The sequence below is a fragment of the Streptomyces sp. 7N604 genome, from assembly GCF_052245475.1.
In the GTDB taxonomy this organism is placed as follows: Bacteria; Actinomycetota; Actinomycetes; order Streptomycetales; family Streptomycetaceae; genus Streptomyces.
Map to the genome: position 1 here is coordinate 1 of NZ_JBQQBX010000016.1, position 12,291 is coordinate 12,291.

11 protein-coding genes are annotated in these 12,291 nt (G+C 69.9%); 6 read left to right on the forward strand and 5 right to left on the reverse strand.

Annotated features, from left to right (window positions below; translation table 11 throughout):
* The first annotated feature begins 478 nt into the window (after positions 1-478).
* From ACTWP8_RS18545 to ACTWP8_RS18565, 5 genes are all read left to right on the forward strand, one after another.
* Positions 479-1,975 (forward strand): sensor histidine kinase, encoded by a 1,497-nt coding sequence (locus tag ACTWP8_RS18545; RefSeq protein WP_443323250.1) that lies wholly within the window; start codon positions 479-481, stop codon positions 1,973-1,975.
* A gap of 4 nt (positions 1,976-1,979) precedes the next feature.
* On the forward strand, positions 1,980-2,387 hold the full coding sequence (locus ACTWP8_RS18550; protein ID WP_443323251.1) for a roadblock/LC7 domain-containing protein: 408 nt from the start codon (positions 1,980-1,982) through the stop codon (positions 2,385-2,387).
* The gene (locus ACTWP8_RS18555) at positions 2,384-2,779 is read left to right on the forward strand and encodes a DUF742 domain-containing protein (protein ID WP_443323252.1); all 396 of its coding nucleotides are present in this window, start codon (positions 2,384-2,386) and stop codon (positions 2,777-2,779) included. The genes ACTWP8_RS18550 and ACTWP8_RS18555 overlap by 4 nt, the downstream gene beginning before the upstream one ends.
* The gene (locus ACTWP8_RS18560) at positions 2,760-3,383 is read left to right on the forward strand and encodes a GTP-binding protein (RefSeq protein ID WP_443323253.1); all 624 of its coding nucleotides are present in this window, start codon (positions 2,760-2,762) and stop codon (positions 3,381-3,383) included. The genes ACTWP8_RS18555 and ACTWP8_RS18560 overlap by 20 nt, the downstream gene beginning before the upstream one ends.
* 74 nt (positions 3,384-3,457) lie before the next feature.
* Complete coding sequence (locus tag ACTWP8_RS18565) at positions 3,458-4,831, forward strand: cytochrome P450 (RefSeq protein WP_443323254.1); 1,374 nt, start codon at positions 3,458-3,460, stop codon at positions 4,829-4,831.
* A 151-nt stretch (positions 4,832-4,982) separates the two neighbouring features.
* On the opposite strand, the gene ACTWP8_RS18570 is transcribed toward ACTWP8_RS18565, so the two are convergent.
* The 5 genes from ACTWP8_RS18570 to ACTWP8_RS18590 form a co-directional block, all read right to left on the reverse strand.
* Positions 4,983-5,939, reverse strand: coding sequence for a terpene synthase family protein (locus tag ACTWP8_RS18570; protein WP_443323255.1), 957 nt, complete (start codon positions 5,937-5,939; stop codon positions 4,983-4,985).
* A 16-nt stretch (positions 5,940-5,955) separates the two neighbouring features.
* Positions 5,956-7,482, reverse strand: coding sequence for a prenyltransferase/squalene oxidase repeat-containing protein (locus ACTWP8_RS18575; RefSeq protein ID WP_443323256.1), 1,527 nt, complete (start codon positions 7,480-7,482; stop codon positions 5,956-5,958).
* 649 nt (positions 7,483-8,131) lie between these two features.
* Positions 8,132-8,782 carry a LutC/YkgG family protein gene (locus tag ACTWP8_RS18580; protein WP_443323257.1) on the reverse strand — a complete coding sequence of 217 codons (651 nt, stop codon included), beginning with the start codon at positions 8,780-8,782 and terminating at the stop codon, positions 8,132-8,134.
* Positions 8,779-10,254, reverse strand: coding sequence for a lactate utilization protein B (locus ACTWP8_RS18585; RefSeq protein WP_443323258.1), 1,476 nt, complete (start codon positions 10,252-10,254; stop codon positions 8,779-8,781). The genes ACTWP8_RS18580 and ACTWP8_RS18585 overlap by 4 nt, the downstream gene beginning before the upstream one ends.
* Positions 10,251-11,003 (reverse strand): (Fe-S)-binding protein, encoded by a 753-nt coding sequence (locus ACTWP8_RS18590; RefSeq protein WP_443323259.1) that lies wholly within the window; start codon positions 11,001-11,003, stop codon positions 10,251-10,253. The genes ACTWP8_RS18585 and ACTWP8_RS18590 overlap by 4 nt, the downstream gene beginning before the upstream one ends.
* Positions 11,004-11,252: 249 nt before the next feature.
* Here ACTWP8_RS18590 and ACTWP8_RS18595 point away from each other — a divergent pair, with 249 nt between their 5' ends.
* Positions 11,253-12,269, forward strand: a complete 1,017-nt coding sequence (locus ACTWP8_RS18595; RefSeq protein WP_443323411.1) for a LacI family DNA-binding transcriptional regulator — start codon at positions 11,253-11,255, stop codon at positions 12,267-12,269.
* Positions 12,270-12,291: the final 22 nt, after the last annotated feature.

The window sequence follows — 12,291 nt, forward strand, 5'->3', positions numbered from 1 at the left end:
AATGCCGCCCGCCGCAGGCCGCTTCGCGTTCTGTACGAGGCTTCGTCCGGGGCCCCCATCCGGGGCGCGCCCGGTAAGTGGTACGACGCCGCATTGCGCCAAGTCCCCGGCGAAATAAGGGAGTTGAGGCGAACCTCCGCTTATGTTTTTCGTACGTGCGTACATTCCTGTGGTATATGCAGCCGGAGCCGCCAAGCGGCCCCCGAGCGGCTATGCTCCCTGTTGCGCAGCGCGTTGTGGCGACTACAAGCTGTCGTGCCGACTGCTGCGCGCCGCTGACCGCATGAGGGTTCGGGCGTCCTGGGACCGGCTTCTTCGTGCAGGGATCACCATCGTGAGCGCGCCGCGGCCAAGTGCCGGTGAGCGTGACGATTGCTCGTCGCGCTTGTTCAGGTAGCCCGCTCGCCGGTGCCCAACCTCCCCCACGTGTTTCCTCGTTCCTTCACCTTTCCTTCCATGAGCTTTGTTGAGGATGCCGATGGTCCGTGCTGGCTCGTCACCCGATGACTGGGGGCCCGCCTCGACCCCTATGTGGTTACTGCCTCCCATCCTGGTGGCCGTATGCGCTGCGGTAGCCGTCTCGCTCGCCCCTCCCGGAGCCCGCGCGCCGGTCGTCTGGTGCGGTGTGGCGGCGACCGTGGCCGTGGCCGTCGCGGCCCTGGAGGCGGTGCGCCGGGGACGTACGATCGCCCGGCTGCGACAGCGGTCCGCCGAGCAGGAGGCGTTTCTGCACCGGCGCCTGGCCGACCAGGAGGCCGAGACGGTCCGGCTCGCCAAGGAGCTGCTGCCCGCCGCGATGGCGCGGCTCCAGACGGGCGCGCTGGGCGAAGAGGTGCTGCAGGACATCGTCCTCGAGTCCAGGCTCAACCCGGAGTTCGAGGCCGCCCACCAGGCGCTGCTGCGGTCCGTGGTCGAAGCGGTGGAGGCGGAGGAGGGCCTCCGGGACTCCGCGCAGCGGGCCTTCGTCAACATCGCGCGACGCGTGCAGGCCATCGTCCACCAGCAGGCGCAGGACCTGCGGGAGATGGAGGAGAAGCACGGCAAGGACCCGGACGTCTTCGGCGACCTGCTGCACCTTGACCACGGCACAGCGCTCATCGGGCGCCTTGCGGACAGCATCGCCGTACTCGGCGGAGCCCGGCCCGGCCGCCAGTGGCAGCAGAAGGTGCCGCTGTTCAATGTGCTCCGCGGCGCCATGTCCCGCATCCTCGACTACCGGCGAGTCGATCTGCACTCGGTGGCCGAGGTCGCGATCGTGGGGCCCGCGGTCGAGCCGCTGATCCATGCGCTGGCCGAACTCCTGGACAACGCCACGCGCTATTCGCCCCCGCAAACGCGCGTCCATCTGACCGCGATCGAGGTCCAGTCCGGTGTGGCCGTCGAGATCGAGGACGCCGGGGTCGGCCTCACCGAGGAGGCCCGCAGCCGCGCCGAGCGGGTGCTGGAGCAGGCCTCGGCAGGCCTGGACCTCGACGACCTCGGCGAGACACCGCGGCTCGGCCTGGCCGTCGTCGGCAGGCTCTCCCAGACCAACCGCTTCACGGTCTCCCTGCGCCCGTCCGCGTACGGCGGCGTACGGGCCGTCCTGATTGTCCCTCAGGAACTGACGGCCGCAACTCCGTCGCCCGGCGGGCAGGTTGCCCGAGCCGCCACCCTGCCGCCGCCCAGGCCCAGGGTCAGGCCGCTTCCGGCGCAGCCGGCCGAAGCCGCCGTCGAGGAGTCGGCACTCGCGCCGCCGCGGAACGCCAACGGCCTGCCCCAGCGCCGTCGCCGCACCCCGGCCGCCGCCCCGCGAGCGAGTTCCGCGCCCGCGGCCTCCGCCACGGTTCCCAAGCCGCAGCAGGCACCCGCCGATCCGCCCGTACAGCCCGGGGTGTGGCTGGCCGCCTTCCAGAGCGGTGTTTCCGGAGAGACACCATCGCCGGACGGCGCCGACCGGCCGGACAGCGATGAGTCCTTGGACAAGGAAGAGTAAGTCAGTGACACAGCAGCGGCTCAACATGGACTGGATGCTCAAGGATCTGGCGTCCGGTGTTCCGCAGACCCGCCACGTCGTGGTGCTGTCCTCGGACGGCCTGTGCATGGCCCAGTACGGCACGGATATCGATACCGCCGATCGCCTGGCCGCGGCCTGTGCCGGACTGCAGAGCCTGTCGGCGGCTGTCGCGGCCGAATTCCCGGACGGCGACGGGTACATGCGGCTCGTGGTCATCGAAGTCGGCGGCGGCTTCTTCTACCTGATGGCGGCCGGCGCCGGGGCGTATCTCGCGGTGCTCGCCGACGAAGGGGTGGACGCCGGACTCATGGGTCAGCGCATGCGGGACCTGGTCGCCCGGATCGGCGAGCACCTCACCAGCCCACCGCGGGCCGACGGGCAGGTCACGTGAGCGACGGCCCCGAAGAGACGAGTGGAGGACCGGAACAGGCACGCCAACAGGACTGGGAGGAGGGCGGACCGGAGCGGCTCTACGTCGTCACGTCCGGCCGTAGCCGCCCTGCCCAGCGGACCCCCATCGACCTGGTCACGCTGATCGTGACCCGGAGCGCGCCCGGGGCCGGCATGCAGCCCGAGCACGCAGCGATCATTCGCATGTGCGACTACCCGCTGTCCGTCGCCGAGATCTCCGCATATATCCACCTGCCCGTCAGCACGGTCACGGTGCTCCTTGCGGATCTCCTCGCCGACGGCCACATAGAGGCACGCGCACCGATCCCGGCTGCCGCGTTACCCGACGTAGAACTTCTAGAGGCGGTGATGCATGGACTGCACAACCTCTGAGGCCTTTGTGGGGCCCCGGAGCGAGGACGCTCTTCCCGCCTCGGCCGCTTCAGCGGTCAAGGTGGTGATCGTCGGCGGATTCGGAGTCGGAAAGACCACGCTGGTCGGCTCTGTGAGTGAGATCCGCCCGCTGACCACCGAGGAGACCATGACCCAGGCCGGTGTCGGCGTCGACGACATCGCCGGGGTGGAGCGAAAGACCGCGACCACCGTGGCCATGGACTTCGGCCGGATCAGCCTGAACGAGCAGCTGGTGCTCTACCTGTTCGGCACGCCCGGCCAGGAGCGCTTCTGGTTCCTGTGGAACGGGCTGTTCGAAGGCGCGCTGGGCGCGGTGGTCCTGGTCGACACCCGGCGGCTGGAGGTCAGTTTCGATGTGATCGGCCGCCTGGAGGACCGGGGCGTGCCCTTCGTGGTCGCCATCAACGCCTTCCCCGACGCACCGGTGCATTCCGTGGCCGAACTTCGCGCGGCCATGGACCTCCCCGACTACGTCCCCATGGTCAACTGCGATGCCCGCGACCGTGGGTCCTGCCGCGATGCCCTGCTGACGCTCATGCGCTACCTGTACACCCTCACTACCGCGACTCCGGAGTCACAGTGACTGCCTCTTCCTCTGATCAGACCCGCACCGAGTCCGCCACTGCGCCGCCCCCGGAGTGTCCAGCCCACGTCCACATGGGTTCCGGCGGGCTGGTGCGGCTGTTCGGGCCCGAGTACGAAGCCGACCCGATGCGTGTGTTCGAGGAGCTGCGCGCCAAGCACGGTGCGGTGGCGCCCGTCCTGCTGACCGGGGATCTGCCGGCGTGGTTGGTGCTCGGCTACCGCGAGAACCTGGATGTCCTGCGGACACCCGGCCGGTTCTCCCACGACTCCCGTCTCTGGCACCAGCTGAAGGAGGGCAAGGTCCCTCCCGACTCTCCGATCCTGCCGGTGATCGGCTGGCGGCCCGACTGCCTGTCCGCCGACGGGGAGGAGCACCGGAGACTGCGCGACGCGATCATCGAGAGCCTGGGGCGCTTCGACCGGCGCGGGATCCGGCGCTACGTCACCCGCTTCGCCAACCAGCTGATCGACGACTTCGCCGCCGACGGGCATGCCGAGCTGCTGGCCCAGTACGCAGAGCAACTGCCCATGTTCGTTCTGACCCAGCTCTTCGGGATGCCCGAGGAGGCCGCTCCGCGCATGGTGGAGGCCACCACGGAGCTCGTGAAGGGGTCGGAGAAGGCCATCGCCAGCAATGAGTACATCAGAGACGTGCTCGGAGAACTCGTGGCTCACAAGCGCGCCGCGCCTGGTGCCGACCTCGCGTCGTGGCTGATCAGCCACGACGCCGGGCTCAGCGATGACGAGATCCTCAACCACTTGTGGCTCGTCCTCATCGCGGCGAATGAGAACACCACGAGCCTGATGGCGAGCACTCTGCGCATGGTGCTGACGGATCCGCGCTTCCGTGCATCCCTGGCCGGCGGTTACATGACCCTTCCCGACGCCGTCGAGCAGGTTCTGTGGGACAAGCCCCCGACGATTGTGCTTCCAGCCCGGTGGGCCACCGGTGACACGGAGCTCGCTGGCCAGTCCATCAAGGCCGGGGACATGCTCTTGCCCGGCCTGGCTGCCGGCAACGTCGACTCGGAGATCCGTCCCGATCTCGAGGTCCCCATGCACGGGAATGGTTCCCACCTCTCGTTCGGCGGTGGCCCGCACGAGTGTCCGGGCCGGGAAATCGCGCGAGCCATTGCCGACACCGCCGTTGACACCTTGCTCATGCGGCTGCCCGATCTTCAGCTTGCCGTTCCCGAGAGCAAACTGAGCTGGCGTACCACTACCTGGATCCGGTACCTGCGGGCCCTGCCTGTGAAATTCGAGCCGCGACGGCCTGAGCCCCTCACCTCGGCCGGACCCTCACAACGGCCTTCGCCCCGTCCGGCGGCCGAGGGCTCAGTGCCCCAGGACATGTCGACGGCTTCCGCGTCTACGGCGCCGGTCAGCGAATCCGGGGCCCGGCCGTCCTGGTGGAAGTCCTTGAAGAGGTGGCTGCGTCGGCGGTAGCCCATCTTCGAGGTCCACCAGGTCGTCGGGTCGGCGTACGCACGGGGGCGAGGACTTCCCTGGCCGTTCAGGACTCAGCCTCGCCCCGCGCGTCACTGAGCAGAGCCGATCTCCGCGTGCTGCTGAGACATTGATCAGCGGTGGCGCGCCGTCAGGCTTGGAGCGATGGGATGTCGTCGAGCAGCCTCATGCGCGTCGGCGCTCCCGGGTAGTGGTGCGGGGCGAGATAGCTGTTGCCATACACATTCCCGTTCACCATGTGGCGCACAAGCTCCACGTACCGGATCATATTGGGCTCACTGAGCGCTCGCGCGGCTTCGGCGATCAAATACCCCCGGTGCCAGAACTCGTCAGCCTTCTGGTTGTATAAGTCAGCGGTAGCCCGGACCGCAGCTTCTTGATCGTGGGACCGGTGCATAAGAAGCAGGGTGAAATTCGGTTCGGCTGGATGTCCGCCTACGCCGGGTGGGTGCCTCTCGCGCACGATGGATGCCAAGTCGTTCGCCAGGTAGGTGAGTTCGGCTGCCAGCTCGGCAATACCGGAGGAGCGCAGGGCTTCTTGAGCCTCAAGGGCAAAGGTCAGACGGTGTGCGATCCGCAGGCAGCTGATGTACGGGAGGACAGCTATGGTACGCAGCCTCAGCGCGTGGAACTCCTCCCAGGTCAGGGTCTCCGGGGCGATCTGATCCTCCTCTCGCATGCCTGCGCAGAGGTCTTCGACCCGGGTCTCGAACTCCGCGGTCGGTAGACCGGTGGAGCGCAGTTCTTGCAGCAGCGAATGGTAGTGGCTGCCCAATTCGTGGTCGGTAGGGGTGCGCCGCCTCCGGAGCTGGTCGGTGAAGTGGTGCCGTTCAGGCGGAGGGCAGTCGTCGAGGAGCATGAAAAGGACGGCGTACTTCGCGCACTGAAGTCGCGTGGGCAGGTGGCTGTCCGGTGGGGCGCAGTGGACCTCGAAGGCTGCGGCAAGAAACGCCTTCTGAGCGTGCCATGCGGGACCGCGTGTGCACGCACAGTGGTACATCGACCAGGCAAACGCCTGCGTAGTCAGAATCCATTGCCGTTCGCTGAGCATGAGCGGCCGGTAGGGGGCGAGGTGCGGGTCGGCCATGGCGATCTCTCCTCCTCTAGCGACCGGCGGCTGACGCTGACCTGGCCAGCCCGCGCAGGACATAAGCGAGCCCGAGCGCGGGGATATCGACGACGAGAGGGCGCGGCGCTGCGGTGTCCGCGAGACAGTCGAAACCACCGTCTGGACGCTGGACGCCGCGCAGGTACGCAAGCGCGGAGGGCACTGCCTTGCGGTCGGCCGCACGGCTGAGGGCGGCCAGGGCGAAGCCGGTGCTGGCCGGGTCGCTGGGTGAGCCGGTCCGGTGTCCCCAGCCTCCGTCGGGGTTCTGGCTCGCGGTCAGGTAGGCGATGGAACGGCCCACCGCCCGCCGCGCCGCCTGAGCGAGCGTACGAGGCAGGGTCGCGTGTTCCACTGCGTCGTTCAGACCGTCGACAGCCCGGACGATCGCGTTTCCTTCTGCCAGGCTCCAGCCACGTTCGAATGTGCCGTCCGGTTTCTGCGCGCTCACCAGCCACGCCGCGCCGGCCGCGAGCCGGTTGCCGTGCCGCGCCGCCCTCGTTGTCAGGACCGTGAGCGCACCCCCGGTCATCGCCGCCTCCGAAGGATTGCCGTGCCGGTATACCGGCCAGCCGCCGTCCGCGTTCTGCATGCGTTCCAAGTAGTCATGGCCGCGATCCAAGGAAGGCGCGTACCGCATCGGGTCCTGGCGATGCAAGAGACCGAGACCTGTGTAGGCGGTGTCGACGTCGGTCTGGCTCACACCGTCAGTGAAGCTCCAGCTGCCGTCGCACAGCTGACGACGCCCGAGCCAGGCGCATATTCGGTCCGTCAGCTCCCGTCTGGCCCCTGCCTCGGCCAGGGCCAGGCCCACTACCGATGTGGTCCAGGTGTCCATGTCCACGGCAAGGGACAACCCTCCGTCCTCGGTCAGCGTCGCGAGCAGCCGTGCCACCCCGGCATCCATCAGAGGGCCGTGTCCCGGCAGGAGCTGTAAGGCCGATAAGCACAGCAGGTGAGTCAGGTTGTTCCCCTCGTAGATGCTGCCGCCGGACACCACCTTGCGCAGGAGGGCCAGATCGGACTCCTCGACTGCCTCCCACCGCTCTCCCTCGTGGGCGTGCACAACCCGGCACGCCACCATCTCCGGTTGTTTCCACCGGTGCAGCCCCCGCAGAGCGAACGCGGACTCCTCACGCTGTGGGAGCGCCTTCATCGCACCTACCAGGTAGAGGATGGTGTCCAGCAGCACCCGCTTGCGGTGGGCCGAATGGTGCTCGAACCCGGTCAGCACATCCGCCGCGCAGGTATCTGCCGATCCTCTGCCGAGCGCCGCGAGTCCCAGCACGCGGTCCAGCTCCGTGGCGTCCGCCCGCACGGCGGCTGTTCCCAGATACGCCCGGAGACGGGCCGCTTGCTCCGCCCACCCGCCCTCGGCCTCCAGTAAACGCAGCGCCAACGACGACTCCAGCACCCGGCTTCGGCACCGGCAGTGCACCCGGCCCTGGGCATCGACCAGCCGGGCCAGACAGGTGCGCAGACCAACGAGCATCGGGTCCTGCGTATCGAACGCCACATCACTCATGCTCATTCTCTCCCTCATGACAAACAGGTGACATCACCTCCCACAGGCCCTCTTCCGAGAAAACGGATATCCTTCCACTGCTCACGGTCGGGCCTCTCGAGAAGGGTTGTCAGGCAGGTGCTCAGGCGCCCGCGACGGATGGTGGCAAGCTGACGTTCCGGGAAGAGACGCACGGGAACCCGGGCGCCGTGTGACCTAGCTCGTTGTTGAGAGCGGCCCGCGTGGGTGCCGTGCGTTTTCGAAGAAGCGGGAAGGACCGCGTTCCAGGCAGGCCGAGTGCACGGTCACGGGCAGCACCCCGGGCTCATACGGGACAATCGCGGTGGCCGACATGACAGAGCTCCTCAACGACGTGGTAGAGCATCTGGCGAATGTGCCCGGGCCCTCCGGCCCGGGATGCGCATATCGGTTCAACGGTTCCAGCCTCAATTACATTTGAGCAGAAGCAGCCCCCCGCCGCAGCGGCGCAAGAGGGCGCAAAACAGACGCGACATGAGGACGCAAGCACCCCCCACCGCTTCACCCAGCGCGAGCAGTTGGGGGAGAAGAGGCCCCCTGTGGCGGCTGTTCCTCGGGGGCTGTTTCCCGGAGCGGGTCGGCTGCCGTTGGTTGGTCGCCTCGGCGCCGCGCGATGGAGCACGCGCCGAGATCAGCCCTCCAGCAGGATCACCTCGAGCGTGCGCGGGCCGTGGACGCCTTCCACGCGGTCGAGTTCGATGTCGCTCGTCGCCGACGGGCCGCTGATCCAGGTCAGCGGGCGGACCGGGTCGAGCCGTTCCAGGGCCTGGGGTACGGAGTCCACGAGCTGTTCGGGGACGCGGACCACGCAGATGTGGTGGTCGGGCACCAGCGTGATCCGACGGCGGCCCTGGCCGGGACCGCCGTCGAGGACGACCGTGCCCGTTTCGGCGATGGCGACCGCGCAGCCGGTGACGACGCTGTCGACCGCGGCGAGTTCACCGGCCGTCGACTCCGCAGCGTCCGCTACGAGTTCGATGCCCTCGGCCTCGGCTGCCGCGAGCCATTCCTCCGGCAGCCCGCCCGGCACCAGAGCCGTACGGGCCCGGCCCGCGAGCAGCCGGGCGATCAGGCCCGGCAGCTCCGCGCCGGAGCAGCGGTGCACGACGGCCCGGTAGTCCGCCAGGTTCTCGGCGAGCAGGTCCGCGGTCCCGGCCGGGGTCCGCTCGCCGTGGACCCGGAGATAGTCGCGGGCGACCGGAAAGTCCTCAGGTCGCTCGCCCTCCGGGACGTCCGCCAGCGCCCGGCGTACCCGCGCCAGCACGCGCTCCCTGCTGCTCACTTCGCGCTCCCCTCGCCCCGGGTGCGCCGCCACCAGTCGCGGAACGACTCGGCGGGCATCTCCGGCAGTTCCCTGGTGTCGGACCACGCCCGGCCCGGGCCCGGCAGGCGCTTCGGGTGCAGCCTGCGCGTGCGCGACGCGACGCGCTGACCGGCACGGAGCGCGCCGGGGTGGTCCAGCGTCCAGCGGGCCGCGCGCATCGCCGCCCGCTCGGCCGCGTGCCCCTTCGCGGGCTTGAGGGTGACCTTGGTGCCGCGCCGCGTCACCTCGCCGCCCTCGACGACCCGTTCCCGCAGGTGCACCAGCACCTCGGGGATGTCGATGGCGACCGGGCAGACCTCGTAACAGGCCCCGCACAGCGACGACGCGTACGGCAGCGACGCGTCCAGCTCACTGCCCGTACCGCGCAGTTGGGGCGTCAGAATGGCGCCGATCGGACCCGGGTACGGGGACCCGTACGCGTGCCCGCCCGCTCGCTCGTACACCGGGCACACGTTCAGGCACGCCGAGCAGCGGATGCAGCGCAGCGCCTGCCGCCCCACCGTGTCGGCCAGGGCGTCGGTGCGGCCGTTGTCGAGCAGCACGAGATGGAAGGTCCGCGGCCCGTCGCCGTCCGAAGTCCCGGTCCACATCGAGGTGTACGGGTTCATCCGCTCGGCCGTCGAGGAGCGGGGCAGGAGCTGCAGGTAGACCTCGAGGTCCCGCCATGTGGGCACCACCTTCTCGATGCCGACGACCGAGATGAGGGTCTCGGGGAGGGTCAGGCACATCCGGCCGTTGCCCTCGGACTCCACGACGACCAGGGTGCCGGTCTCGGCCACGATGAAGTTCGCGCCGGAGACCGCGACCCTGGCGCGCAGGAACTTCTCCCGCAGGTGCAGCCGGGCCGCCTCCGCGAGATCCGCGGGTGCGTCCGTCAGGCCGTCGGGCGCGGGGCGGCCCCAATGCGCCATCTTCTCCCGGAAGATGTCGCGGATCTCGGAGCGGTTGCGGTGGATCGCGGGGACCAGGATGTGCGAGGGCAGGTCGTCGCCGAGCTGCACGATGAGCTCGGCGAGATCGGTCTCGCTGGCCGTGATCCCGGCTTCGGCGAGTGCTCCGTTGAGGCCGATCTCCTGGGTCGCCATCGACTTGACCTTCACGACCTCCGTCTCGCCGGTGGCCCGTACGAGCCCGGTGACGATCCGGTTGGCCTCGGCCGCGTCCACCGCCCAGTGGACCTGGCCCCCGGCCGCTGTCACCGCCTCCTCCACCTGCTCCAGGTAGTGGTCGAGATGGCGCAGCGTACGATCCTTGATCGCGGCCCCCGCGGCGCGCAGCTGCGCCCAGTCCTCCAGCTCGTCGACCGCCTCCGCCCGCTTGGCGCGGATGGTCTGGGTGGCGTGGCGCAGATTGGCGCGCAGCGTGACGTTCCGCGTGGACTCGGCCGCGGCTTGCGGGAAGGCGGGCATGCCCAGGAACGTGCCGCTCATCGCTCATCCCCTTCCGTGCTCGCGAGGATCTCGGCGATGTGGACGGGGCGCACCGGGGAGCCGAGGCGGGCGAGCGTGCCGCCGATGTGCATCTGGCAGGAGTTGTCGACCGCACACACGGCCTCGGCCCCGGTGGCGGCGATGTTGCGCGCCTTGTCCGCGCCCATCGCGGCGGACACGGCGGCGTTCTTGACCGCGAAGGTGCCGCCGAATCCGCAGCACTCCTCGGCGTCCGGCAGCTCGCGCAGCTCAAGCCCCTTGACGTGCTCGAGCAGCCGCCGCGGCCGGTCGCCGAGCCCCAGCAGCCGCAGCCCGTGGCAGGTGGGGTGATACGTGACGGTGTGCGGGTAGTACGCCCCGACGTCCGTCACTTTCAGTACATCGACGAGGAACTCCGTCAGCTCGTACGTCTTCGGGACCGCGCTCGCCGCGGCCGCGGCCAGTTCGCCGCCCCGCCCCTCCGCGGCCGCCCTGGCGCCGATCCGCGGGTAGCCGTCCCGCACCATCGCCGCGCACGAGCCGGACGGGGTGACCACGTAGTCGTAGTCGCGGAAGGCGGCGGCGTAGCGGCGCACCAGCGGCTCGGTCTCGTGGCGGTAGCCCGTGTTGAACTGGGGCTGCCCGCAGCAGGTCTGGGCAGCGGGGAAGTCCACCCGCACGCCGAGCCGTTCCAGCAGCGTCACGACCGCCTGCCCGGTGCGCGGATAGAGCGTGTCGTTGACGCAGGTGACGAAGAGCGCTACCCGCACGGCTGCTCCTCCCGCTCCTCGGGGCCGTCCGCAATCCGGGCCTCCGCCCGCTGCCGTGGCACGTGATCACCCATGGGCTCATCGTGCCGCAGGGTCCGGGCGTTGCACAGCAGGGAGCGCAGCTCGTCCGGCGAACCCGGCTGAGCCGGGGTGCGCGGGCGCGCTCCTGCGTAGCATGATGCCGCGGCCGTGAGGGACGGGCCGCGGGGAGCGCGGGAAGGCGGACGGTCGGGGGTCGTGGCAGCACGCATGGTGGGCATCAAGGACGTCGCACGGCAGGCGAAGGTGTCGGTCGGCACGGTCTCGAATGTCATCAACCGGCCCGAGATGGTCGCGGAGGAGACCCGCGAGCGGGTGCTCGCCGTGATCGACCGGCTCGGGTACGTGCGCAGCGAGTCGGCGCGGCAGCTGCGGGCGGGCCGGAGCCGGATCATCGCGCTGCTGGTCCTCGACATGGCGAACCCGTTCTTCGCGGAGGTGGCCTCCGGAGCCGAGCGCGCGGCGCGCGCGACCGGTCTCGGTGTGATGCTGTGCAACAGCGCGCAGAGCCCGACCGAAGAGGCCGACTACCTCTCGCTCTTCGCCGAGCACCGGGTGCGCGGCGTGCTGATCACGCCCGCGGACCCCACGGGCCGCAGCCTGGAGAACTTCCGGCGGCACGGCATCCCGCTCGTCTACGTCGACCGCGACGTGCCCCGCGCCGAGGCGTGCTCGGTGTCGGTCGACGACGTCACCGGCGGCACGCTCGCCGTACGCCACCTCCTCGAATACGGCCACCGCGGTATCACGTACATCAGCGGGCCCATGCACCTGGCGCAGTACCAGGACCGCCGGACGGGTGCGCTGAACGCGCTGGCGGAGGCGGGGCTGCCGGACAGCGCGCTCCGGCACATCGAGGTGGAGCGGCTGGATGTGCCCGCGGGCCGGGATGCGGGGGCGCGGCTGCTCGCCCTGTCCCCGCGCCCGACGGCCGTCTTCTGCGCGAACGACCTGCTCGCCCTCGGCGTGCTGCAGACGCTGTACGGGGCCGGGGTGCGCATTCCGGAGGACGTGGCCCTGGTGGGCTACGACGACATCGAGTTCGCGGCCGCGGCCGCCGTTCCGCTCACCTCCGTGCGCCAGCCCGCCTTCCGCATGGGCCGCGCGGCCGCCGACCTCCTGATCGAGGAGACGGGCGGGGGCGCGGAGGAGCACGAACACCAGCGCATCGTGCTCCAGCCGGAACTGGTGGTCAGGGAGTCCAGCCGCGTCTCGCACCGCGGATAGCCTGCGGGGCCCGAGCGAAGGA

Bases quoted from the DNA above. Each gene is read 5' to 3' on its own strand.
- ACTWP8_RS18585 (WP_443323258.1), bottom strand. From the start codon at position 10,254: ATGAGCGGCACGTTCCTGGGCATGCCCGCCTTCCCGCAAGCCGCGGCC.
- ACTWP8_RS18545 (WP_443323250.1), top strand. From the start codon at position 479: ATGGTCCGTGCTGGCTCGTCACCCGATGACTGGGGGCCCGCCTCGACC.
- ACTWP8_RS18595 (WP_443323411.1), top strand. From the start codon at position 11,253: ATGGTGGGCATCAAGGACGTCGCACGGCAGGCGAAGGTGTCGGTCGGC.
- ACTWP8_RS18565 (WP_443323254.1), top strand. From the start codon at position 3,458: ATGGGTTCCGGCGGGCTGGTGCGGCTGTTCGGGCCCGAGTACGAAGCC.
- ACTWP8_RS18560 (WP_443323253.1), top strand. From the start codon at position 2,760: ATGGACTGCACAACCTCTGAGGCCTTTGTGGGGCCCCGGAGCGAGGAC.
- ACTWP8_RS18575 (WP_443323256.1), bottom strand. From the start codon at position 7,482: ATGAGTGATGTGGCGTTCGATACGCAGGACCCGATGCTCGTTGGTCTG.
- ACTWP8_RS18570 (WP_443323255.1), bottom strand. From the start codon at position 5,939: ATGGCCGACCCGCACCTCGCCCCCTACCGGCCGCTCATGCTCAGCGAA.